The sequence below is a fragment of the Streptomyces sp. NPDC002701 genome (assembly GCF_042889045.1).
Classification (GTDB): Bacteria; Actinomycetota; Actinomycetes; order Streptomycetales; family Streptomycetaceae; genus Streptomyces.
Genome location: NZ_JBIAQL010000002.1, coordinates 308028 through 331896 on the forward strand (window position 1 = coordinate 308028; position 23869 = coordinate 331896).

18 protein-coding genes are annotated in these 23869 nt (G+C 72.8%); 14 read left to right on the forward strand and 4 right to left on the reverse strand.

The features are described from left to right. Positions 1–362: 362 nt before the first annotated feature. A complete protein-coding gene (locus ACFYXC_RS05735; RefSeq protein WP_388917235.1) occupies positions 363–1178 on the reverse strand; it encodes a TetR family transcriptional regulator in 816 nt (271 codons plus the stop codon). A gap of 187 nt (positions 1179–1365) precedes the next feature. Then, positions 1366–3183: a 3-hydroxyacyl-CoA dehydrogenase family protein gene (locus tag ACFYXC_RS05740; protein WP_389547374.1), complete on the reverse strand. Its 1818-nt coding sequence runs from the start codon at positions 3181–3183 to the stop codon at positions 1366–1368. Between the two features lie 370 nt (positions 3184–3553). On the opposite strand from ACFYXC_RS05740, the gene ACFYXC_RS05745 reads away from it, so the two are divergent. Beyond that, positions 3554–4153: an adenylosuccinate lyase gene (locus tag ACFYXC_RS05745; RefSeq protein WP_388917229.1), complete on the forward strand. Its 600-nt coding sequence runs from the start codon at positions 3554–3556 to the stop codon at positions 4151–4153. Positions 4154–4561: 408 nt separating this feature from the next. Here the strand turns inward: ACFYXC_RS05745 and ACFYXC_RS05750 are convergent, their stop codons facing one another. Both ACFYXC_RS05750 and ACFYXC_RS05755 read right to left on the reverse strand, forming a co-directional pair. Next, complete coding sequence (locus ACFYXC_RS05750) at positions 4562–6154, reverse strand: alpha/beta hydrolase (RefSeq protein WP_389547377.1); 1593 nt, start codon at positions 6152–6154, stop codon at positions 4562–4564. A gap of 178 nt (positions 6155–6332) precedes the next feature. Next, positions 6333–7364: an Rv2578c family radical SAM protein gene (locus ACFYXC_RS05755; protein WP_389547380.1), complete on the reverse strand. Its 1032-nt coding sequence runs from the start codon at positions 7362–7364 to the stop codon at positions 6333–6335. Between the two features lie 159 nt (positions 7365–7523). On the opposite strand from ACFYXC_RS05755, the gene ACFYXC_RS05760 reads away from it, so the two are divergent. The 13 genes from ACFYXC_RS05760 (at position 7524) to ACFYXC_RS05820 (ending at position 23869) form a co-directional block, all read left to right on the forward strand. Then, entirely contained in the window at positions 7524–7967 is a 444-nt protein-coding gene (locus ACFYXC_RS05760) for an SRPBCC family protein (RefSeq protein WP_389547383.1), read from the forward strand. A 220-nt stretch (positions 7968–8187) separates the two neighbouring features. Then, positions 8188–10608, forward strand: a complete 2421-nt coding sequence (locus tag ACFYXC_RS05765) for an MFS transporter (RefSeq protein WP_389547387.1) — start codon at positions 8188–8190, stop codon at positions 10606–10608. Positions 10609–10815: 207 nt separating this feature from the next. Then, positions 10816–13248 carry a SpoIIE family protein phosphatase gene (locus ACFYXC_RS05770; RefSeq protein WP_389547390.1) on the forward strand — a complete coding sequence of 811 codons (2433 nt, stop codon included), beginning with the start codon at positions 10816–10818 and terminating at the stop codon, positions 13246–13248. 159 nt (positions 13249–13407) lie between these two features. Beyond that, the gene (locus ACFYXC_RS05775; protein WP_389547393.1) at positions 13408–14130 is read left to right on the forward strand and encodes a class I SAM-dependent methyltransferase; all 723 of its coding nucleotides are present in this window, start codon (positions 13408–13410) and stop codon (positions 14128–14130) included. Between the two features lie 142 nt (positions 14131–14272). After that, complete coding sequence (locus ACFYXC_RS05780; RefSeq protein WP_389547396.1) at positions 14273–15463, forward strand: NAD(P)/FAD-dependent oxidoreductase; 1191 nt, start codon at positions 14273–14275, stop codon at positions 15461–15463. After that, positions 15463–15768 carry a (2Fe-2S)-binding protein gene (locus tag ACFYXC_RS05785; protein ID WP_388917173.1) on the forward strand — a complete coding sequence of 102 codons (306 nt, stop codon included), beginning with the start codon at positions 15463–15465 and terminating at the stop codon, positions 15766–15768. The genes ACFYXC_RS05780 and ACFYXC_RS05785 overlap by 1 nt, the downstream gene beginning before the upstream one ends. Then, positions 15761–17203: an FAD-dependent oxidoreductase gene (locus tag ACFYXC_RS05790; protein ID WP_389547399.1), complete on the forward strand. Its 1443-nt coding sequence runs from the start codon at positions 15761–15763 to the stop codon at positions 17201–17203. Before ACFYXC_RS05785 ends, ACFYXC_RS05790 begins: the two co-directional genes overlap by 8 nt. A 59-nt stretch (positions 17204–17262) precedes the next feature. Beyond that, entirely contained in the window at positions 17263–18153 is an 891-nt protein-coding gene (locus ACFYXC_RS05795) for a dihydrodipicolinate synthase family protein (RefSeq protein ID WP_388917167.1), read from the forward strand. Between the two features lie 13 nt (positions 18154–18166). Next, positions 18167–19168, forward strand: a complete 1002-nt coding sequence (locus tag ACFYXC_RS05800) for a proline racemase family protein (RefSeq protein WP_388917164.1) — start codon at positions 18167–18169, stop codon at positions 19166–19168. A 77-nt stretch (positions 19169–19245) separates the two neighbouring features. Next, complete coding sequence (locus ACFYXC_RS05805) at positions 19246–19923, forward strand: GntR family transcriptional regulator (RefSeq protein WP_389547403.1); 678 nt, start codon at positions 19246–19248, stop codon at positions 19921–19923. A 92-nt stretch (positions 19924–20015) separates the two neighbouring features. After that, the gene (locus ACFYXC_RS05810; RefSeq protein WP_389547406.1) at positions 20016–21650 is read left to right on the forward strand and encodes an immune inhibitor A domain-containing protein; all 1635 of its coding nucleotides are present in this window, start codon (positions 20016–20018) and stop codon (positions 21648–21650) included. Positions 21651–21696: 46 nt separating this feature from the next. Then, entirely contained in the window at positions 21697–22533 is an 837-nt protein-coding gene (locus ACFYXC_RS05815) for a M55 family metallopeptidase (protein ID WP_389547409.1), read from the forward strand. Next, entirely contained in the window at positions 22526–23869 is a 1344-nt protein-coding gene (locus ACFYXC_RS05820) for a M20/M25/M40 family metallo-hydrolase (protein WP_389547412.1), read from the forward strand. Before ACFYXC_RS05815 ends, ACFYXC_RS05820 begins: the two co-directional genes overlap by 8 nt.

Genomic DNA, 23869 nt, shown 5'->3' on the forward strand with positions numbered 1-23869 from the left:
GCGCTTTGTGGCGCGGAAGGTTGCCTGTGACGCAGGCGTCCGGGCGCGCGGGCCGGGGGTCCCCCCAGGGCTTTCGGGGCTCCGGGGGAGGCTTGCGGGGACAGCCGGCGTACGAAGGTTCTCTGCACGCCGGCCGCCCGGACCTCTTCAACGTATGACACGCCGTGCCATCTAGCAAGGCACCGAGTGCCAACAATTTCTCTCACTTGTCATCTGGCGGTCACAGATGAGCGATGATCGATCAGAAGAGATCCAAAAAGGGGCACTGCCCTACTGGGCGTGCCCCTTGGCTGGTGCCTTGCGCCGTGGCTCCTGCTGTGCGCTGTGGCTCGTGCCGTGCGCCGCGGCGCCGGAGAGTCGCTCTACGACCGTTCTCTCAGGGCCTGCTCGATCGTGCGCATCACCTGGTGCAGCGGAGCGTCGACCCGGGCGACGGTCACCAGCACCTCTCCGTCCACCGAGGCTGCGGACACGGGGGCGGTGTGCGCGGGGGTGTCGCGGCCGGCGCCTATCCCGGTGCCGAAGGTCTTCCTGACGATCGAGAACGCGTGGTCCAGCTGCGCCTCGACGTCCCCCTGGGCGCCCGCCCGCAGCCACCTGCGCAGTACGTGGTTGTGCGCGGTGACCACGGCCGACGCGGCGACCTCCGCGAGCAGCGGGTCGTCGTTGGCGTCGTCGTCGTGGGCGTGCTCGTCGAAGTGCCCCAGCAGATAGCGGGTGAACAGCCGCTCGTACCGGGCCACGGACGCGATCTCCGCCTCCCGCAGGGTCGGCACCTCGCGGGTGAGCTTGTAGCGCGAGACCGAGATCTCCGGCCTGGCCGCGTACATCTGCATGACTTCCTTGATCCCGCGGCACACCGTGTCCAGGGGGTGCTCGTGGGCCGGCGCGGCGTTCAGGACCGCCTCGGCCCGGATCAGGGTGTCGTCGTGGTCCGGGAAGATGGCCTCTTCCTTGGAACGGAAGTGCCGGAAGAAGGTGCGCCGGGCGACCCCGGCCGCGGCCGCGATCTCGTCGACCGTCGTCGCCTCGTATCCCTTCGTCGCGAAGAGCTCCATCGCGGCGGCCGCCAGCTCTCGGCGCATCTTCAGCCGTTGTGCGGCCGCGCGACCGCCCGCCGCGCTCTCCGGCGCGTCGGACGAGGCTGGTGTACGGGAGGACTTGGCGGGCTGGGACATGCCCCGAACGTACTGCATGGACGCGGCGGAGCGCTCGTGACCGGGTCTTTCCCCGCCCGGCCCCGGACGGCGGACCTCGCCGGGCCCGAGCAGCCCGCCCCATTCCGCACCCCCGCCTCCCGGGCCTGGACCGCCGGTCCGGACGTGGTGAGCGTCCGGACCGGGGTCGGCCGCGGTGCGTGGCGGGTCAGCGGCGGGCATATTCGCGGAAGCCGCGGCCCGTCTTGCGGCCGAGGCAGCCCGCGGCCACCAGGTGCTCCAGGAGGGGCGCCGGGGCGAGTCCCGGGTCGCGGAACTCGCGGTGCAGCACCTTCTCGATGGCCAGCGAGACATCCAGGCCGACCACGTCGAGCAGTTCGAACGGACCCATCGGGTACCCGCCGCCGAGCTTCATCGCGGCGTCGATGTCGTCGAGCGTCGCGTAGTGCTCCTCGACCATCTTGATCGCGTTGTTGAGGTAGGGGAAGAGGAGCGCGTTGACGATGAAACCCGCCCGGTCACCGCAGTCCACCGGGTGCTTGCGGATCTCCGTGCACAACTCACGGACCGTGGCGTGCACGTCGTCGGCCGTCAGGACCGTGCGCACCACCTCGACGAGCTTCATCGCGGGGGCGGGGTTGAAGAAGTGCATCCCGATCACGTCCTGCGGCCGCGAGGTGGCGCGGGCGCAGGCCACGACGGGCAGCGAGGAGGTCGTGGTGGCCAGGATCGCGCCCGGCTTGCAGACCTTGTCGAACACCGCGAACAGCTGCTGCTTGACCTCCAGGTCCTCGGCGACGGCCTCGAGTGCGAGGTCGACGTCGGCGAACGCCTCGTACGAACCCGCCGGGGTGATCCGCCCCAGTGCCCCGGCCGCCGCCTCGGCCGTCATGCGCCCCTTGTCGACGGACCGGGACAGCGACGTGCCGATCCGGGCCCTGGCGGCCTCGGCCTTCTCCTCGCTGCGGGCGGCGAGGACGACGTCGTACCCGGCCTTCGCGAAGACCTCGGCGATGCCGGACGCCATCGTCCCGGAGCCCGCGACCCCCACCGAGCGGACCGGCCGGGCGGCGGAGAGGCCCCCCGCCGCCTGCGGTGTCAGCGCGTCCGGGACGACCGTCGCACTGCCCGGGGCGTCGTACGTGTAGAAGCCGCGGCCCGACTTGCGGCCGGTCAGCCCGGCCTCGCTGAGCTGCTTCAGGACGGGCGCCGGCGCGTGGAGCCGGTCGTGCGACTCCGCGTACATGGCCTCCAGGACCGTACGCGCGGTGTCGACACCGATCAGGTCGAGCAGGGCCAGCGGCCCCATCGGCAGCCCGCAGCCCAGCCTCATCGCGGCGTCGATGTCCTCCCGGCTGGCGTACTTCGCCTCGTACATCGCGGCGGCCTGGTTGAGGTAGCCGAAGAGCAGGCCGTCCGCGACGAAGCCGGGGCGGTCGCCGACCGCGACGGGCTCCTTGCCGAGTTCGAGGGCGAGGTCGGTGACGGCGGCGACGGCGCCCGGCGCGGTCAGCACGGACGAGACGACCTCGACGAGCTTCATCGCGGGCGCGGGGTTGAAGAAGTGCAGGCCGAGCACCCGCTCGGGGTGTGCCGAGTCGGCCGCCAGCCGGGTGACGGACAGCGCGTTCGTGCCGGTCGCCAGGATCGTCCCCGGACGCACGACACCGTCCAGCTCACGGAAGATCTGGTGCTTGATCTCGTACGACTCCGGCGCCACCTCGATCACCAGGTCGGCGTCGGCCGCGGCGCGCAGATCCGTGAACGTACGGAAGCGGGCGAGGGTGTCGTCGCGCTCCTGCCCGGTGAGGCGTCCGCGCTGCACGGCACGGGCGGTCGCCGACTCGAGCGCGCCGACGGCCTGGGCGGCGGCGGCCTCGCTGATGTCGATGCCGACGACCTCGCGGCCGGCCCGGGCGAGGATCTCGGCGATACCGGTGCCCATCGTGCCGAGGCCGACGACGGCGACGGTCCTGAGAGGTGCCCCGGAAGAGGACGGAGAGGGGTCGGACAGGGGAGTGGCCATCGCGGGACTCCAGGAATGAGTGACGACTGAGGGACGCACCGGGATACGCCGACGGGCGCACGCGGGTACGGGAGGTGCGGGTGCTGCCGGGCTGCGAGGCGCACACGCCCGGTGCCGTTCACGGGTGCGGAGCGCAGGGCCGCGAAACGGTGAGGAGGATCCGACCGGCCCTGTCCCGGGGCCATGTCGTACTGCGGTATCCGAAGTACCGAACCGACAGGCATCCGTGGCGGCTGCGTCACCAGGCCACCACGAGCAGGTCAGCGAGTGGGTAACTCGCTCGATTGAGCTTAACCGGTGAGTAACGAGCGCGCCAGCCCGTCTCCCGGACATGTCTTTGTGACGTAAGTCGCGGATAGTCTTCTGTGTCATGGACGAAGAGTTGCGAACGCTCACCCAGCGCTTACGGCAGGAGGCGGGCACGTCGGCGTCCTCCGCGTGCGAACGACTCGCCGCGACCAAGGATCTCGACGAGCTGGCCGCCGTGCTCATCGCCCCCGAACAGCCGCTCTGGGCAAGGGAACTGGCCGCCTTCCGACTCGGTGTCGCCGGTGACCGGCGGGCCTTCGAGGCGCTGGTCCTGCTGCTCAACCACCGGGATCCGCAGCGCTGCGCGTCCGCCGCGTACGCCCTGGCCCGGCTCGGCGACCCGCGCACCGCCCGGGCGGCGGCCGCCCTCGCCACCAACGAACTGCGCGTCGCCTACGCCCTCCATCCGGTCCGGCTGCTCGTCGAACTGCGTGCGCCGGAGTCCGTCCCCGCTCTGATCACCACCCTGGCCCGCAGGTTCCGCCCGCACGACCCGTACCGCCGGGTCGCCCTCGCCTGTGTGGAAGGGCTGGGCGCCCTGGGTGACGAGAAGGCGCGGCCCGTCCTGAACGAAGCCCTGGTCCGGCCGGAACTGGCCCGGGCGGCGGCGGACGCCCTGAAGCGGCTCCCGGCCCAGCGCACGCCCCGCGACCGCGATTAGCCCGGGTCACGACGGACCGGGGACGCACCCGCACGGAGGGCGGCCGACGGGGCCGCCTCCCGCAACGCCTCGTCGACCGTCCCCACCGCCGCAGTCCGGTCCGGGCTGAGTCACGATGGCGACGGCCGGCGCGCCGGTCCTCGGCCAGCATGCGGAGCCTCTCCCTCCGGACGGCCGGCTCTCCCGGGGCGGGATGCGCCGATGTGCCCCGAACGTAGTGCCGCACGCCTCCGGCGGGCCCGGGCCCACCCGGAAATGTGCCGCCCCGCCGACAGCGATCCGGCAACGGTCCGACAGGCGGTACGCCCACCACACCAGGCGAGCGAAGGCGCCGTCCTCAGGCGATGACCGGCCCAACACCGCCGCGGACGCCACGCAGCCCCCACACGTACCGCACCTCGGACCCGCTCAGCCCCGGAAGCCGAGGAGTCCGTGCAGTGCCGTGCCGCGGGAGTGGGCCGGGGTCTTCGTGCCCGGTGGTTCGGGGTCGGGCAGCCTTGCGCACCGGGCGTCGGCCTCGCCGCCGTCGCGCGGCACCCTGCCGTCGGTCAGGTAGGTGGCCAGGTGCTCGTCCAGGCAGGTGTTCCCGCTCAGCGTGATGCCGTGGTTGCCGCCGCCCTCCTCGACGACCAGGCTGGAGCCGCGCAGCAGGTGATGGAGCGTGACAGCGCCCTCGTAGGGAGTGGCCGCGTCGTCCGTCGCCTGGAACAGCAGCACCGGCGGCACCGTGTCGTTCGAGACGTCCACGGGTTCGGCCGGGGCCGCCGGCCAGAACGCGCACGGCGCGTTGTACCAGGCGTTGTTCCAGGCCATGAAGGGGGCCTTCGCGTACACCGCCCAGTTGTCGTCGCGCCACTCGTCCCAGTCGCGGGGCCAGTGCGCGTCACGGCACTGCACCGCGGTGTAGACGCTGTAGCCGTTGTCACCGGAGGCACCGACGGCGCCGAAGTTCTCGTACGCCTCGACCAGCGGGTCGTCGTTCCCGTCGTTCGTGTAGGCGGCGAACGCCTCGGCGAGGTACGGCCAGTAGCCGTTGTAGTAGCCGCCGGGGGAGAAGGTGTCCTCCAGTTCGGAGGCGCCGACCTTCTGCTGCGCGGGCTTCCTCGCCAGCGCCGCCCGCATCCGGTACCAGGCCGTCTCGATCCTCTCCGGATCCGTGCCGAGCCCGTATGCCCCGTCGTGCCGGGCGACCCAGGCCATGAAGGCGCGGTGGCGGGAGTTGAAGGCGTGGTCCTGCGCGAGGTTGTCGTCGTACCAGACGCCGGTGGGGTCGACGACGGAGTCCAGCACCATGCGCCGTACCCGCTGCGGATGGAGCTTCGCGTAGACGGCGCCCAGGTACGTGCCGTACGAGTACCCGAAGTAGTTGATCTTCTCGGCGCCGAGGGCGCGGCGGATCGCGTCCATGTCCCGGGCCGCGCTCACCGTGTCGATGTACGGCAGCACATCCCCGTGTCTGTCCGCGCAGGCCCGCGCGAAGGCTCGGACGCGGTCCAGGTTCGCCTTCTCCAGGGCCCGGCCGACCGGGAGCGAGTCGGGCCGCACCGGGGCGAAGTGTCCCGGCCGGCAGTTCAGGGCGGGTCTGCTCGCGCCGACCCCGCGCGGGTCGAAGCCGATGACGTCGTACTGGGCGGCCACCCGCTTCGGCAGCGAGGACGCGACGAACCCGGCGAGGGTGAGTCCGCTGCCGCCGGGGCCGCCCGGGTTCACCAGCAGGGGTCCCTGGTAGGTCTTCTTCGAGGTGTGCGGGACCCGTGACAGCGCGAGCGTGACACGCCGTCCGTGCGGGTCGGCGTGGTCGAGCGGCACCTTCAGGGACGCGCACTGGAGCGTCGGGTGACTCCGGGTGCCGCACTTCTTCCAGACGGGCCCCGCCGGGCCGGCGGAGGGGGCGGGGCCCGGGGAGTCCGCGGGTCCCGGGCTCGCGTCGGCCGGGACGGCGGTGATCAGTCCGGCGACCACGGCGGCGGCACCGCACAGAGCGGCTGCGCGACGGTTCACGATGTATCACCTCACGGTGAGGTACCGGGCAGGGAGCCGTGCTGCCACGGCTTTGGCCGTATCGTTCCGGCGCGGACGCCCGCAGGGACCGCTCAGGCCGAGAGTTGACCCCATCGGGCTGCCCGATGCGGCCGGATGCCGGGCGCGGTGTGCCGGCCGGTGCGCGGGGGAGCGCCGGTCACAGGAGGGTGAGCTGGGTGGGTTCCGGTGCGACCGGTTCGGGCAGCGGGATCCTGCGGGGCATCCCCGGGCGCGTCGGGCCGATGCCGTACTCCTCGGCCAGTTCGTGCACCTGCCGGGTGATCCGGCGCTGGTACCACTTCGGGGCGTACGCGCCCTCCGCGTAGAGCCGTTCGTACCGGCGCACGAGATGCGGGTGGTGGTGTCCCAGCCAGCTCATGAACCACTCGCGGGCCCCGGGCCGCAGATGCAGCACGAGGGGGGTCACCGAGGTCGCGCCGGACGCGGCGATCGCCCGTACCGTCGCCCGCAGTTGGGACGGGTCGTCGCCCAGGAAGGGGATCACCGGGGCCATCAGGACCCCGCAGTCGATGCCGTGCCCGCTCAGGGTACGGACGACGTCGAGGCGGCGCTCGGGGCGCGGTGTGCCCGGCTCCACGGTCCGCCACAGTTCGTCGTCGGTGAAGCCCACGGAGACGGAGATCCCGACCTCCGTGACGGCCGCCGCCTGCTTCAGGAGGTCGAGGTCGCGCAGGATCAGCGTGCCCTTCGTGAGGATCGAGAAGGGGTTCGCGTGATCGCGCAGGGCCGCGATGATGCCGGGCATCAGCTGGTAGCGGCCCTCGGCGCGCTGGTAGCAGTCCACGTTCGTGCCCATCGCGATGTGATCGCCGAGCCAGCGCCGTGAGCCGAGGTGCCGCCGCAGCAGCTCCGGGGCGTTCACCTTCACCACGATCTGGCTGTCGAAGCCCAGCCCGGTGTCGAGGTCGAGATAGCTGTGGGTCCTGCGGGCGAAACAGTAGACGCACGCGTGCGTGCACCCCCGGTAGGGGTTGACCGTCCACTCGAAGGGCATGCGCGAGGCCCCCGGTACGCGGTTGACGATCGACCGGGCCCGGATCTCGTGGAACGTGATCCCACGGAACTCCGGCGTGTCGAACGTACGGGTGATCACCGTGTCCGCGCCGAACAGGGCGGGGTTCCCGGGCGGGTTCCCGCCGGACTCCACTGTGAGGTTCTCCCACCGCATGACGCCTCCTCGATAGCACTGACCACAGAATAGAACACATGTTCCCTTGATCGTGCGAACCCCTTTCCGATCGATGAGAGGACCCCGATTTGAGCGGCTCGGCGGCGTGATGGTTGGCTGAGCGCTGACGTCCGAGATCCCGAGTGCTGGAGGAACGCAATGGCGCAGGTCGAGGCCACCACGGAACGAGTCGTAACGGGTCAGCCGGACGACGTGTTCGATGCGCTGGCCGACTACAACGGCACGCGTTCGAAGCTCCTGACCGAGCACTTCAGCGAGTACGAGGTGCGCGAGGGCGGCGACGGCGAGGGGAGCCTCGTCCACTGGAGGCTGCAGGCCACCAGCAAGCGGGTCCGCGACTGCCTGCTCGAGGTGAGCGAGCCCACCGACGGTGAGCTCGTGGAGAAGGACCGCAACTCCTCCATGGTCACCACCTGGCGGGTCACCCCGGCCGGCGAGGGCAGGGCCCGGGTCGTCGTGACCAGCGTCTGGAACGGCGCCGGCGGCATCGGCGGCTTCTTCGAGAGGACCTTCGCACCCAAGGGCCTCGCCCGCATCTACGACGGGGTGCTGGCGAACCTCGCCGCCGAGATGGAGAAGTAGCACCTCCCGGGCCCGGCGGACCCGCACGGACCCGCCGGGCCCGCTGACCGCGCACGCTCACCGTTTCGAGTGGTTCCACGTTCCGCCCGGTTCTCCGCCGCAGGGCTCCCACCGGCGGATACGTCCGCCGGACCGGTCGCAGGGTGACTCGTCGCGCTTGCTCCCAGATGTCGCGTAATGCGAGAAATGGGCCGCGCAGGCGCGACGAGGGGAGCAGCACGTGGGCGGCACGGTTCTGGCGGAGAGCGGACGGGACGTCTCGGCTCCGGCCCCGGACACGCCCCAACTGCCCTCGCCCCAGCGGCAGTCGGAGCTCATGAGCCCGCGCCGGGTGCGTCTCGTCCTCTTCGCGCTCATGACGGTGCTGCTGCTCGCGGCGCTGGAGCAGATGATCGTCGCCACCGCCCTCCCGGAGATCGCCGGAGAGCTGCACGGCCTGGACCGGATGTCCTGGACGATCACCGCCTACCTCCTCGCGTCGACCGTGGTGCTGCCCGTCTACGGCAGGTTCGGGGATCTCCACGGCCGCAAGGGCGTCTTCCAGTTCGCGGTCGTCGTCTTCGTGATCGGCTCCGCGCTGGCCGGATCGGCGCGCACCATGGACCAGTTGATCGCCTTCCGCGCCCTCCAGGGGGTGGGCGCCGGCGGTCTCCTGATCGGCGTACAGGCGATCGTCGCGGACATCGCGCCGCCCCGGGAACGGGCCCGCCAACTGGCCCTGGCCGGCGCCGTGTTCGGCCTCGCCTCGGTCGCGGGACCGCTGCTCGGCGGCTACCTCACCGACCAGGTCTCCTGGCGCTGGTGCTTCTACCTCAACGTGCCCCTCGGCCTCGTCGCCCTGGCCGTCGTGACCGCCGTCCTCAAGGTGCCGAAGTCCGCCGCCGGAGCGCGACTCGACCTCCTCGGCGCCGTGCTGCTCGCCGCCGCGTCCACCTGCCTCGTGCTGCTGGCCGGCTGGGGCGGCACGGCGTACGCCTGGGACTCGCGCGTCGTCCTCGGGCTCGCCGCGGGGACCGTCGCCGCGACCGCGCTCTTCCTCCTCGCCGAGCACCGCGCGGCCGAACCCCTCATCCCCCTGCGGCTGTTCCGCGACGGGACCTTCGCCGTCACCGCTCTCGTGGGCGTGACCGTCGGCGCCGCCCTCTTCGGCGCGGCGAGCCACCTGCCCACATATCTGCAGATGGCCGGCGGCGCCACCGCCACCGGGTCCGGCCTGCTGATGCTCCCGATGACGGGCGGGATCGTCGGCGCCTCGATCGTCTCGGCACACCTCATCGGCCGCACCGGCCGCTACAAGGTGTATCCGGTCCTCGGCGGCGCCCTGTGCGTCGTCGGCATGTGGCTGCTCTCGCGGCTGGAGACCGACACACCCCAGCTGCACCACAGCGTGTGGACGGCCGTGCTCGGCGCCGGCATCGGCCTGGTCATGCCGGTGCTGGTGCTCGCCGCGCAGAACTCCGCGCATCCGCACGACCTCACCGCCGCGACCGGCGCCACCACCTACTTCCGGCAGCTCGGTGGCAGCGTCGCCATGGCGGTCTTCGGCACGCTCCTCGCCGGCCGGCTCGCCGATTCGCTCACCGAACGGCTGCCCGCCGAAGGACGGTCCGCCGGGGCCGGCCTGCCCGACCCCGCGTCCCTCACCCCGCAGCTCGTCCACGCGCTGCCCGCCGAACTGCGCGAGGGCTACGCCGCGGCGTACGCCGACGCGATGCCGCGGATCTTCCTGTACTTCGTGCCGGTGCTCGTCCTGGGCCTGCTCGTCACCTTCTTCCTCAAGGAGAAACCACTGGTGTCCCACCACATCCCCACCGCGGCCCCCGGGACCGGACCGCTCACCGCCCCGGCCCCCGCGGTCCCCGGCGCCCGTTCGCCGTACGCGGCCGGGATCCCCGTCTGCGGCACCGTGCAGCACCCCGACGGCACCGTCGTGCCCCGTGCCGCGCTCACCCTCATCGACGTGGCGGGGCAGCAGATCGGGCGGGGCGCGAGCGGCGAGGACGGACGGTACGCGCTGTCCACGCCGGGGGCCGGGTCGTACGTCCTGATCGCCGCGGCCGGCGGGCACCAGCCGCAGGCGGTCAGCGTCACCGTCGGGGAGCGGCCCGTGGAGCTGGACGTGGTGCTCGGCGGGGCGGGCCGGCTCGCCGGGAGCGTGGTCACGGCGGACGGGACCCCGGTGCGGGACGCGACCGTCACGCTCACCAACGTGCACGGCGAGGTGGTCGCCACGGCGCGCAGCGGACGGGAGGGCGGCTACGACATCACGGAGCTGGTGGCGGGGGAGTACACACTGGCCGCGAGCGCCCCGGCGTTCCGCCCGGCCGCGCTGCCCGTCAGCGTGCAGGCGGCGCGGGAGACGCGGCAGGACGTCGAACTCGCGGGTGGAGCGGTGCTGCGGGGGACGGTGCGTGCCAGCGGGGGACGGGCCGTCGAGGACGCGCGGGTGACGCTGCTCGACGCGGCCGGGAACGTGGTGGACACGCTGACCACCGGGGGCGACGGGGCGTTCCGGTTCATCGACCTGTCGTCGGGGGAGTACACGGTGATCGCCGCGGGATACCCGCCGGTGGCCACGGTGCTGCAGGTGGCTGGGGGAGGGCGGACCGAGCGGGATCTCCAGCTGGGGCACGAGGACTGAGCGCACCGGTCCCGAGGGCCGGGTCCGCGGACCGTTCGCCGGCCGCGGACCGGCGGGGGCTCGTCGCGTGTTCCCCGCGCCCCCGTCGGGGCGCTGGTGTGCGCCGGGGCAATTCGGGGATTGACGCACATCGTCACCGGCCGCGGACGTACCGTGGTGGGTGTGGTGGGGCCGATCTTGCGGACCGTGGGAGGGAGGGCCTGACCGATGGGCGTACCTCCGAACGGGGTCGCCGCCGCGGGCCGGATTCCGCTGGCCGTGGTCGTGGTGGACCGTGCGGGCCTGGTCTCGCACTGGAGCCGGGGCGCCCGTCGCCTCTTCGGCACCGCCAGGGAAGAGGCCCTCGGCCGTCCCGTCGCCGATCTGCTGCCCGTCTCCGGTGCCCTGCCCGAGGACGACGCGAGCGCGCCCTACGGGCCGTACGACGGACTCGGACCCGACCTCGAATCCTCCCTCGACGGGCGGCTGTTCTACCCGGCGGCGGGACGCGCCCGGCTGACGGTCACCGACAGCGACCGGATCGATGTGCTGTGGTGGGCGTACCCGCTGGTGGGGCCGGGACCGGAGCGGCTGCTGGTGCTCGCCGCCGACGCGGGCGCGCTGCGCCACGAGGACGGCGGCGCGGGAGTGGCCGTGGAGCGCATCGCACCCGGATTCGCGCTGCACACCGACTTCCCGGGCTCCGAGGAACTGGCGCGCAGGCTGCCCGAGATCCTGCCGAGCATGAGCGTCGGCGAGAGCGCCCGCATCGTCGCCCAGGTACTCGAACTGGGCTATCCGGTCCTCGAGTTCAGCCAGAACGACCGGGTCCCCGTCACCCCCGACTGGGGTGTGCCGCGGCGCGCCGAGCGCAAGGCCCGCCGGGAGCGGGCCGCCGCGGCGGCCGAGTCGGGTGAACCTCCGCCGCAGGACGCCGCGGACGAGGTCGAGGACCTCGAGTACGCGGCTGTCCGGGAGCGGCTGGAGTTCCTGAACGAGGTCAGCGGACGCATCGGCACCTCGCTCGACCTGTCCCGCACCATCGTCGAGGTCAGCAAGGCCGTCGTCCCGCGCTTCACGGACGTGGCCGGCACCTACCTGCGCGAACAGGTCGTCGCGGGCGAGGGGTTCCCCGAGGGCGTGCCCGACACGACCACCATGTGGCACCGGGTCGCGCTGGAGCACACGGACGAGCCGGGCCGCTGGGACGACGTCGTGCCGGTCGGCGAGGCCATGCCGTTCCCGGCGCACACCCCGTTCTTCCAGTGCATGACCACCGGCGAACCCGTCCTCGTGCCCCGCATCAGCGAGCAGCTGGGCCACATGATCGCCGCGCAGTTCGAGAAGCGCGACATCCGGCCCCTCATCACCGGCCGCTCCATGCTCGTCGTGCCCCTCAAGGCCCGGCATGTCGTCCTCGGCTTCATGATCCTGCTGCGCCATCCGGAGCGCGTCGAGTTCAACGACATGGACCGTGCCACCGGCGCCGAACTCGCCGCCCGCGCCGGGCTCGTACTTGACAACGCCCGCATGTACACGTACCAGGAGAGCGTCGCCGAGACCCTCCAGGACAGCATGCTGCCGCACATCGCCCCGCGGATGTCCGGCTGCGACATCGCCACCCGCTACCTGCCGGGCACCCTGCTCGGGCGGGTCGGCGGCGACTGGTTCGACTCCGTCAAACTGCCCGGATCGCGGACGGCACTCGTCGTCGGCGACGTGATGGGACACGGCCTGAACTCGGCGGCGATGATGGGGCAGTTGCGCACCGCCGTGCAGACCATGGCGGCCCTCGACCTGCCGCCCGCCCAACTCCTGCGCAACCTCGACGATTTGGCCCAGCGGCTCGGCGAGCACTACCTCGCGACCTGCCTGTACGCGATCTACGACCCCATCGCGAGCGAGCTGGAGATCGCCAACGCGGGCCACATCCCGCCCGTGCTGGTCCGCGCCGAGAACGGCCACAGCGATCTGCTCGACCTGCCGACGGGCGCGCCCATCGGCGTCGGCGGGGTGCCCTTCGAGTCCGTACGTGTACGGGTGGCGCCCGGCGACCGGCTGGTGATGTGCACCGACGGACTCGTCGAGGTACGCGGTGAGGACATCGGCGTCGGCCTCGCCACGCTCTGCGAGTCCGCGGCCCACCCGGCCGCGTCCATGGACGACGCCTGCGACACCATCATCCGGGCCCTGGCCGCGACCTTCTCGGAAGCGGACCTCGGCGGCCGCAAGGACGACGTGGCGCTCCTGATGGCCAGGCTCAACGGCATCGAACCCGAGGACGTCGCCGAGTGGCGGATCGGGCACGACCCGCGGGAGGTCCACCGGGCGCGCGCCGCCGTCCGCGAACAGCTCCACGTGTGGGGGCTCACCTCCCTGGCGGACACGGCGGAGCTGTTGGTGAGCGAGCTCGTCACCAACGCCGTACGGCACTCCCACAGCAGGCCGATCGACCTCCGGCTGGTCCGGGGCGACACCCTGCTGTGCGAGGTGGACGACGACGACCACACCCTGCCGACGCTGCTCAGTGCCGGCCCGCTCGACGCGTCCGGGCGGGGGATGCGCGTGGTCAGCACACTGGCGCGCCAGTGGGGGACCAGCCGGACCACCTCCGGCAAGACGGTGTGGTTCGAGCTGACGGTGCCGCGCCGCTCACGGTGACCGTGCCGGGCCGCTCACGGTGACCGTGCCGCGCCGCTCGAACGAAACGTGCCGCGTCGTGAAGGTGTGCGCCGTGTGCTTGTCCCCGCGCGCCGGGCGCGGTAGACCGGACTGCCCGTCACTTTTCGGCGGTCCGCGGTCGCATCCTGGGGAGCCGGCATGAGCGTGACCACTCGGTACAGAGAAGCCTGGGAGGGCTTCTGGCGTGAAGCTCCCACCGAGCAGGGAGCCGTCTTGTGGGACGCCGAGCCGTCCCTCACCGCGAAGGTCCATCTCGCGCTCCTCGAACCGTTCCTGGGCGCGCCCGGGCTACCCCTGGTGGACCTCGGCTGCGGAAACGGCACCCAGACGCGGTTCCTCGCCGACCGGTACCCGCGGGTCGTCGGGGCCGATCTGTCGGCCGCCGCCCTCGACCACGCCCGGCTCGCGGACCCGGCGGGGCAGGCGTCGTACCGGCTGTTCGACGCGGCGGAGAAGGCCGAGGCCGAGATGCTGCACGCGGAGCTCGGTGACGTGAACGTGTACATGCGGGGGGTCCTCCATCAGTGCGAGGCGGACGACCGGCAGGCGCTCGTCGACGGTCTCGCCACGCTCGTGGGCGACCGGGGGCGGGCGTTCGTCGTGGAGCTCGCCGAGGAGGCGGGAGCTCTGCTGCGGGGGCTCGCCCAGGGGCCCGGGGGGCCGCCGGCGAAGCTCGCGCCCGTTCTCCGGCACGGGATCGCGCCGGGGGAGGTGGCCGATGCCGCCGTTCCCGGATATCTGCGGACCGCGGGGCTCGTCGTGCTGGCGAGTGGGGAGCTGCCGCTCGCCACGACGGAGTGTCGCGCCGACGGCTCGCGGATCGAGTTGCCGTCGCGGTGGATGGTGCTGCGTCGCGGGTGAGGAGCCGCGGGGTGGGGTGAGGAGTGCGGGGTGTGCAGCTTGCGTTGTCGGGTGCGGGTGGGTGGGGGCTGGGCGCGCAGTTCCCCGCGCCCCTGACGGGGCGGCTCTGTCGGCTGAGTGGGGTATGTGACATAGTACTGGCGTGAGTGTGGCGCTGACCTGCGATGTCGTTGTGGTGGGGGCCGGGGCGGTGGGGGCGGCCTCCGCGCTGTATGCCGCTCGGGCGGGGCTGCGTGTCGTGGTAGTGGACCGTGGGTCCGTGGGCGGCGGCACCACCGGGGCGGGGGAGGGCAACCTGCTCGTCTCCGACAAGGAGCCCGGGGCCGAACTCGGCCTCGCCCTGCTGTCCGGCCGGATGTGGGCGGACCTCGCCGCCGAACCCGGCGTGGGGGAGTCCGTCGAGTACGAGGCCAAGGGCGGACTGGTCGTCGCCTCCGGCGAACACGGGCTGGCCGCGCTCGGCGTACTCGCCGCCGGCCAGCGGGCGGCCGGGGTGGAGGCCGTGGCCGTGACGGCGGACCGGCTGCACGACCACGAGCCCCACCTCGCGAAGGGACTGGCCGGGGGCGTGCTCTACCCGCAGGACGCCCAGGTGATGCCGGCCCTCGCGGCCGCCCGTCTCGTCCGGCTCGCCCGCACGGCGGGCGCCGAACTGCTGACGGGCCGCCCGGTCACCGACGTGCTGCGCACACCGTCGGGAGCGGTGCGCGGGGTCCGCACCCCGCACGGTGACATCCACGCCCCCGCGGTCGTCAACGCGGCCGGGACCTGGGGAGGCGAACTGGCCGCGCTGGCCGGGGTGTCCCTGCCGGTGCTGCCGCGGCGCGGGTTCGTCCTCGTCACCGAGCCGCTGCCGCGCCGGGTGCGCCACAAGGTGTACGCGGCGGACTACGTGGCCGACGTGGCCAGCGACTCGGCGGCGCTCCAGACCTCGCCGGTCGTCGAGGGCACGGCGGCCGGACCGGTACTGATCGGGGCCAGCCGGGAGCGGGTCGGCTTCGACCGCTCCTTCTCGCTACCCGTCACCCGGGAGCTCGCGGCGGGGGCGACCCTGCTGTTCCCCTTCCTGGCGCAGGTGCGGGCCGTGCGCGCCTACCTCGGCTTCCGCCCGTACCTGCCCGACCACCTGCCCGCCATCGGGCCCGACGCGCGGCTGCCCGGTCTCTTCCACGCCTGCGGGCACGAGGGCGCGGGCATCGGACTCGCCACCGGAACAGGGCACCTGCTCGCCCAGGTGCTGACGGGCGGGACGCCCGACCTGGATCTCACGCCGTTCCGCCCCGACCGCTTTCCCGACCGTCCTTCCGATGCGCGACCCGAAAGAGAGCTGTGATGCCGCGTACCCCCGTGCGGCTGGTCCGGGCCCGGCCGGAGCCGTCCTTCACCGTCACGTTCGACGGCCGGGAGATCGCCGTCCTGCCCGGCCGGACGATCGCGGCCGCGCTGTGGTCGGCGGGTGTCATGTCCTGGCGTACGACCCGGGGGACGGGCGAACCGCGCGGTGTCTTCTGCGGGATCGGGGTGTGCTTCGACTGCCTGCTGACCGTCAACGGGCGGCCCAACCAGCGGGCCTGCCTGGTGCGCGCCGAGCCCGGTGACGTGATCCGCACCCAGGAAGGCACCGGACACGATGAGTGAACGACGTGCGATCGCGGTGCGCGTCCGCCTCACGGTGATCGGTGCGGGTCCCGCCGGTCTCACCGCCACCCTCGCCGCCGCCGCGCGGGGCGTGCGGGTGACCCTCGTGGACGCCGCCGCGGAGGCGGGCGGGCAGTTCTACCGGCAGCCCGCCGCCGGACTGGGGGCCCGCCGCTCCCGCGCCCTGCACCACCAGTGGCGTACCTGGGAGAGACTCCGCGACGGGCTCGCGGCGCACGTCGCGGCGGGACGCGTCACCCACCTGACGGATCATCATGTGTGGTGCGTCGAGCGGGCGTCCGGCGAATTCGTCGTGCACGCCCTGCGCGGACCCGAGCAGGAGGAACCCGCAACCGTCCGCGCCGACGCCCTGCTCCTCGCCACCGGCGGGTACGAGAAGGTGCTGCCCTTCCCCGGCTGGACGCTCCCCGGAGTCGTCACCGCGGGCGGCGCGCAGGCCATGCTCAAGGACGGGCTCGTGCTGCCGGGCCGTACCGCCGTGGTCGCCGGCACCGGGCCGCTGCTGATGCCGGTGGCGGTCGGGCTGGCCGCGGCCGGGGCGAAGGTGGCCGCCCTCGTGGAGTCCGCCGACCCCAGGGCCCTCGCGCGGCACGCCCGGGTCCTCGCCGCCCATCCGGACAAGCTCGCCGAAGGCGCCCGGTACGCGGCCGCGTTGGCGCGGCACCGGGTCGGGGTCCTCGTCCGTCACACCGTCGTCGCGGCACACGGCACCGACCGGGTGGAGGCCGTGACCGTCGCCGCGCTCGACCACGACGGACGGGTCAGGGACGGCAGCGAGAGGCGCATCCCCTGCGACAGCCTCGCCGTCGGACACGGCATGCTCCCGCACACCGACCTCGCCGAGACGCTCGGCTGCCGGCTCGACGGGGTGAACGTCGCGGTGGACGACGAGCAGCGCACCGATGTACCGGGCGTCTGGGCCGCCGGTGAGATCACCGGGATCGGCGGCGCGGCGCTCTCGCTGGCCGAGGGCCGGATCGCGGGACTCTCCGTCGCGGCCCGGTTCGGCTCCCGTGCGCCCGAGCCGGGTTCCGTCGCCCGGGCCGCCGGGGTACGGGGCGGCCTGCGGGAGTTCTTCGCCGCCGTCGACAGCGTCTGCGCGGCGCCCGCCCGCTGGACCGAACGGATCGGGGACGACACCGTGGTGTGCCGCTGCGAGGAAGTACCCGCCTCCGCGATCCGGGAGGCCGTCGGCGAGCTCGGCGCCGAGGACGTCCGCACGGTGAAACTGCTGACCCGCGCCGGGATGGGCTGGTGCCAGGGCCGTATCTGCGGCCCCGCGGTGGCGGGGCTCACGGGATGCCCGCCGACGCCCTCACGGCGGCCGTTCGCCCGGCCCGTGCCCCTCGGCGTGCTGGCACGCGATCCCGACGCCTCCCCTGAGCAGCCCGCCCCGCCCGACCAGCACGCCTGACCCGCACGCCCGACCAGCACCCCTGACCCGCACGCCCGATGGATCGGATGGGAACTCTCATGACCGGCAACCGCCCCTGGCGCGGCGTCCTCGTCGCCACCGCCCTCCCGCTCAGGGCCGACCTCTCCGTCGACCACGACGCCTACGCCGACCACTGCGCGTGGCTCGTCGCGAACGGCTGCGACGGCGTCGTACCGAACGGCTCCCTCGGCGAGTACCAGGTCCTGACCCCCGAGGAGCGCGCCCGCGTCGTGGAGACGGCCGTGGCGGCGATCGGCGGCTCGCGCGTCATGCCCGGCGTCGCCGCGTACGGCTCCGCCGAGGCCCGCCGCTGGGCCGAGCAGGCACGCGACGCCGGCTGCGCCGCCGTGATGCTGCTGCCCCCGAACGCCTACCGGGCCGACGACCGCTCGGTCCTCGCCCACTACGCGGAGGTCGCGAAGGCCGGCCTGCCGGTCGTGGCGTACAACAACCCCATCGACACCAAGGTCGACCTGGTGCCCGAACTGCTCGCCGCCCTGCACGGCGAGGGGTACATCCACGGCGTCAAGGAGTTCTCGGGCGATGTGCGCCGCGCCTACCGCATCGCCGAACTCGCGCCCGAACTCGACCTGTTGGTGGGCGCCGACGACGTCCTGCTGGAGTTGGCGGTCGCGGGCGCCAAGGGCTGGGTGGCCGGCTACCCGAACGCCCTGCCCGCGGCCTCCGTCGAGCTGTACCGCGCCGCCGTGCGGGGCGACCTGGACACCGCGCTGCCCCTCTACCGCCGGCTGCACCCGCTGCTGCGCTGGGACTCCCAGGTGGAGTTCGTCCAGGCGATCAAGCTGTCCATGGACATCGTCGGCCGGTACGGCGGCCCGGTGCGTCCGCCCCGTGTGCCGCTGCGGGCCGGCCAGGAGGCCGCCGTCCGGGCGGCCACCGAGAAGGCCGTGGCGGCAGGACTCGTCTGAAGGAGACAGCACCATGCGCAGCACACTCGTCCTGCACGCCGTCGACTCGCACACCGAGGGCATGCCGACCCGCGTGATCACCGGCGGGATCGGCACGGTCCCCGGCGCCACCATGAACGAGCGGCGCCTGTACTTCCGTGAACACCGGGACGACATCAAGCAGTTGCTGATGAACGAGCCGCGCGGGCACGCCGCGATGAGCGGTGCGATCCTGCAGCCGTCCACCCGGGACGACTGCGACTACGGCGTCATCTACATCGAGGTGTCGGGCTACCTGCCCATGTGCGGGCACGGCACCATCGGGGTGGCGACCGTCCTCGTGGAGACCGGCATGGTCGAGGTCGTCGAACCGGTGACGACCATCCGGCTCGACACCCCGGCCGGGCCCGTCGTCGCCGAGGTCGCGGTGGAGGACGGCGCGGCCCGGTCCGTCACGCTCAGGAACGTGCCGTCGTTCTCCGTCGCCCTCGACCGCAGGATCGAGCTCGCCGACGGGCGCACCGTGACCTACGACCTCGCGTACGGCGGGAACTTCTACGCCATCCTGCCGCTCGACCGGTTCGGGCTGCCGTTCGACCGGGCCCGCAAGGACGACATCCTCGCCGCGGGTCTTTCGCTGATGGACGCGATCAACGCGGAAGGGGAGCCCGTCCATCCCGAGGACCCCTCCATCAGGGGCTGCCACCACGTGCAGCTGACCGCGCCCGGGTCGACGGCCCGGCACTCTCGGCACGCGATGGCCATCCATCCGGGCTGGTTCGACCGCTCGCCCTGCGGCACGGGTACCAGTGCGCGCATGGCGCAGTTGCATGCGCGTGGTGAGCTTGCGCTCGGCAGCGAGTTCGTGAACGAGTCCTTCATCGGGACGCACTTCACGGGGCGTCTGCACGGGACCACCGAGGTGGCCGGGGTGCCGGCCGTCCTGCCGAGCTTCACCGGGCGGGCGTGGGTGACCGGGACCGCGCAGTACCTTCTCGATCCGGGGGATCCGTTTCCGGCGGGGTTCGTTCTGTAGTGCGGTGTCATGTGCGCGGCTCAAGGATTGCGCAGTTCCCCGCGTCCCTAGGAAGTGTCCTTCGAGGAGAATGCTGCATGGTTGTCCAGCGTGTCGGTGTGCCCGCTCTGTCCGAGCTGGGTGGTCGGAAGGCCAGTTATCGTGAGCGGGTGGCGGACGCTCTGCGGGCCGCGCTCGTCGCCGGGGAGCTGCGGCCCGGCGAGGTCCACTCCGCGCCGGCCCTCGCCGCCCGGTTCGGCGTCTCCGCCACCCCTGTCCGTGAGGCCCTGCTCGACCTGGCCAAGGAGGGCCTGGTCGACACCGTGCCCAACAAGGGTTTCCGCGTCACCGCCGTCTCCGAGAAGCAGCTCGACGAGTACACCCACATCCGCTCGCTCATCGAGATCCCCACCACCGTGGACCTCGCCACCTCCGCCGACCCCGCGGCCCTGGAGACGCTGCGCCCCGTCGCACAGGAGATCGTCACGGCCGCGGCGGCCGGTGACCTCATCGCGTACGTCGAGGCGGACGTCCGCTTCCACCTGGGCCTGCTCGCCCTCGCGGGCAACGCGCACCTGGTCGAGGTCGTCGGTGACCTCCGCAAGCGCTCCCGGCTCTACGGCCTGCACGCCCTGGTCGAGGCGGGCCGTCTGCAAGCCTCCGCGGAGGAACACCTGGAGATCCTCGACGCGCTGGCCGCCCGCGACGAGGAAGCGGTCCGCACCGTCATGACACGGCACCTCGGGCATGTACGGGGGCTGTGGGCGGCCGAGTGACCCGGTCGGGCGACATACCGCCCCGTCGGCCCACCAGGACCGTGCCCGCGTGCTCTCCTGGGTGCGCCCGAGGAGTGCGAGGAGGCCGCCCGGTGAGCAAGCGCATCCGCGGGGCGACGGCAGCCATGGCCGTCGCCCTCGCCGTGTCCGCCCTGGCCTTCCGGGCCCCGGACGCTTCCGCGCGGCCCCCCGCGCCCCCGGAAGGGACCGACCGGGTCTTCGTGCTGCCGGTGGAGTTCGCCGACCTCAGCCACAACCGGATCCCCGAACCCGACCGCGGCACGGACAACTCGACGGTGTGGGCGCCGGACTACAGCCGGGACTACTACCAGCGGCAGATCTTCGGCACGGCCGGCGCGGGCAAGGGCGCCGGGGACACCCTCAAGTCGTACCTCCAGCGGCAGTCCAGCGGCGCCTACACGATCTCCGGCGCCGTCCACGACTGGACGCGCGTGGACCGCCCGCTGGCGCACTACGGCACCGACGCCTGCGAGAGGAAGGGCGTGCGGGTGACGCCGTACTACTGCAACCAGCGGCTCGTCACCGACGGGCTGAACCAGTGGTACGAGGACCGGCGCGCCGCCGGCCGGAGCGCGGCCTCACTGGCGAAGTACCTGGCCACGTACGACATGTGGGACCGCGACGACCACGACCGGGACGGGATCCTCGACGAACCGGACGGCTACCTCGACCGCGTGATGCTGATGTTCGCGGGGGAGTCCCAGGCCAACGGCGGGGGCGTCAACGGATCCGACGCGATCGGCTCCCACCGGGGCACGGTCAGTCATCTGCAGCCGGGCGCACGCAGACTGGGGCCGGCGAACGGGAACAGGAGCGGCGGCAGCGAGGTGGGCGGCTCGGGCGTCTGGGTCGACGACTACACGATGACCAACGAGAACAGAGGTCTCGGCACCCTCGCCCACGAGTACGGCCACGACCTGGGCCTGCCCGACCTGTACGACACCTCGGGCGCCGAGAACTCCACCGGCTTCTGGTCCCTCATGGCACAGGGCTCGCTCCTGTCGTCACCGAGCGAACTGGCCGCACACCCCGCCGACCTGGGCGCCTGGGCCAAACTCCAGCTCGGCTGGCTGGACCACGTGACCGTCAGGGCGGGAACCGCGTCCACCGTCACACTCAACCCGCTGTCGGTCCCCTCCGCGACCGAGGGCCCCGAAGCGCTCCTCGTGAAGCTCCCGGCCGACAAGGACGGCAACGCACGCCACTACGTCGTCGAGAACCGGCAGTACGTCGGGGACGACGCGCACCTCCGGTCGTCGCCCTTCCACCTGGGGACGACAGCGGGCAGACCCCGCCTCAAGGAACGGCTGCACTACGAGAGCGGCATCCTGATCTGGTACTGGAACAGCAAGTACCGCGACAACCGGACCAAGGCGCACGGCGGTCACGGCCGGATCCTGCCGGTCGACGCACACGCCGCACCCGCGCGGACCGCCTCGGGAGCGGTGCTCCGCAACCGGCTCCAGTCGTACGACGCCCCGTTCGGCCTGCGGCCCACCGCCCCGCTCGTCCTCCACGTCAAGGGCGTACGGACGACGGTCCCGTCCCGGCCCGCGGTCCCGGTCTTCGACGACCTCAAGGGCGTCCACCACCACGCGGCCGCGCCCCACGGATCCAGCCACGACGCCGACTCCGGCACCACCATCACCGTGGACGAGGAACACCCGGACGGCCGGGTGCGGGTTTCGGTCGGTTCGGCCGGCTGACCGCCCGGCCCTGTGGGGCGCCACGGGACTGCGATACAACTGGAGCATGGTAAAGATCCTCATCAGCGCCGACATGGAGGGCGCCACGGGGGTGACCTGGCCGGCCGACGTCCTGCCGGGCACCCCTCAGTGGGAGCGGTGCCGCTCGATGTTCACCTCGGACGTGAACGCCGCGGTCCTCGGCTTCTTCGACGGCGGCGCCGACGAGGTCCTCGTCAACGAGGCCCACTGGACCATGCGCAACCTCCTCCTGGAGCACCTGGACGAACGGGCGCAGATGCTCACCGGACGGCACAAGTCGCTCTCCATGGTGGAGGGCGTGCAGCACGGGGACGTCGACGGCATCGCCTTCGTCGGCTACCACGCGGGAGCGGGCATGGAGGGCGTCCTCGCCCACACCTACCTGGCCAACTCGATCACCGGCGTGTGGCTGGACGGCGAGCGCGCCTCCGAGGGCCTGCTCAACGCGCGTGTCGTCGCCGAGTACGGAGTCCCCGTCGTGCTGGTCACCGGGGACGACGTGGCCTGCGAGGACGCACTCGGCTACGCGCCCGGGGCACTGAAGGTCGCCGTCAAGGACCATGTCTCGCGGTACGCGGCCGTGTGCCGCACCCCGGCCCGTACGGCGGCGGACATCCGCTCGGCGGCCGGGGAGGCGGCGCGGCTCGCGGTGCGGCACGAGCCCGCGCGGGAGGGCCCCCACACCGTGGAGCTGGAGTTCGACGCCGAACACCTGTCGATGGCCGCCACGGTCGTCCCGGGCGTCGAGCGGACCGCGGAACGGAAGGTGGCGTACACCAGCGCCACGATGTACGAGGGCATCCGGACCTTCAAGGCGGTCACCACGATCGTCTCGGCTGCCGTGGAGGAGACGTATGGCTGACGAGAGCACGGGCGAGGAGCGGGCCGTCGACGGACGGGCGCTGGACGAGGTCGTCCGGTTCACCTCCGACCTCATCCGGATCGACACGACCAACCGGGGCGGCGGCGACTGCCGTGAACGGCCGGCCGCCGAGTACGCCGCCGCACGGCTCGCCGAGGCCGGCCTGGAGCCGACGCTCCTGGAGCGCACCGAGGGGCGTACGAACGTCGTCGCGCGCCTGGAGGGCACCGACCCGTCCGCCGACGCGCTGCTCGTGCACGGTCACCTGGACGTCGTACCCGCGCAGGCGGAGGACTGGAGCGTCCACCCGTTCTCCGGCGAGGTCCGCGACGGCGTCGTCTGGGGGCGGGGCGCGGTCGACATGAAGAACATGGACGCGATGATCCTCGCGGTCGTCCGGCAGTGGGCGCGCGCCGGAGTGCGCCCGCGGCGTGACCTCGTGATCGCGTTCACCGCCGACGAGGAGGCGAGCGCCGAGGACGGCTCGGGCTTCCTCGCCGACCAGCACCCGGGACTCTTCGAAGGGTGCACCGAGGGCATCAGCGAGTCCGGGGCGTTCACCTTCCACGACGGCGGCGGCCGCGAGCTGTACCCGGTCGCGGCCGGCGAGCGCGGCACCGGCTGGCTGAAGCTCACCGCCCGCGGCCGGGCCGGCCACGGCTCCAAGGTCAACCGGTCCAACGCGGTGACCCGCCTCGCCGCCGCGATCGCACGGATCGGCGCCCACCAGTGGCCCGTCCGGCTCACCCCGACGGTCCGCGCCGCGCTCACCGAACTCGCCGCGCTGTACGGCGTCGAACCCGACCTCGACGGACCCGAGGGCGTCGACGCGCTCCTGGAGAAGCTCGGCCCCGCCGCCTCCCTCGTCGAGGCCACGGTGCGCAACAGCGCCAACCCGACCATGCTGGACGCCGGGTACAAGGTCAACGTGATCCCCGGGGAGGCGGTCGCGCACGTCGACGGACGCTTCCTGGCCGGGACCGAGGACGAGTTCCGCGCCACCCTCGACGAGCTCACCGGGCCGGACGTGCAGTGGGACTTCGTCCACCGCGAGGTCGCCCTGCAGGCGCCGCTGGACTCGACGACGTACGCCCGGATGCGGGCCGCCGTGGAGGAGTTCGCGCCCGAGGGGAACGTCGTGCCGTACTGCATGTCGGGCGGCACGGACGCCAAGCAGTTCTCGCGGCTGGGCATCACCGGCTACGGATTCGCGCCGTTGAAGCTGCCGCCGGGCTTCGACTACCAGGCCCTCTTCCACGGTGTCGACGAACGGGTGCCCGTCGAGGCACTGCACTTCGGCGTCCGGGTACTCGACCGCTTCCTGCGCACGGCCTAG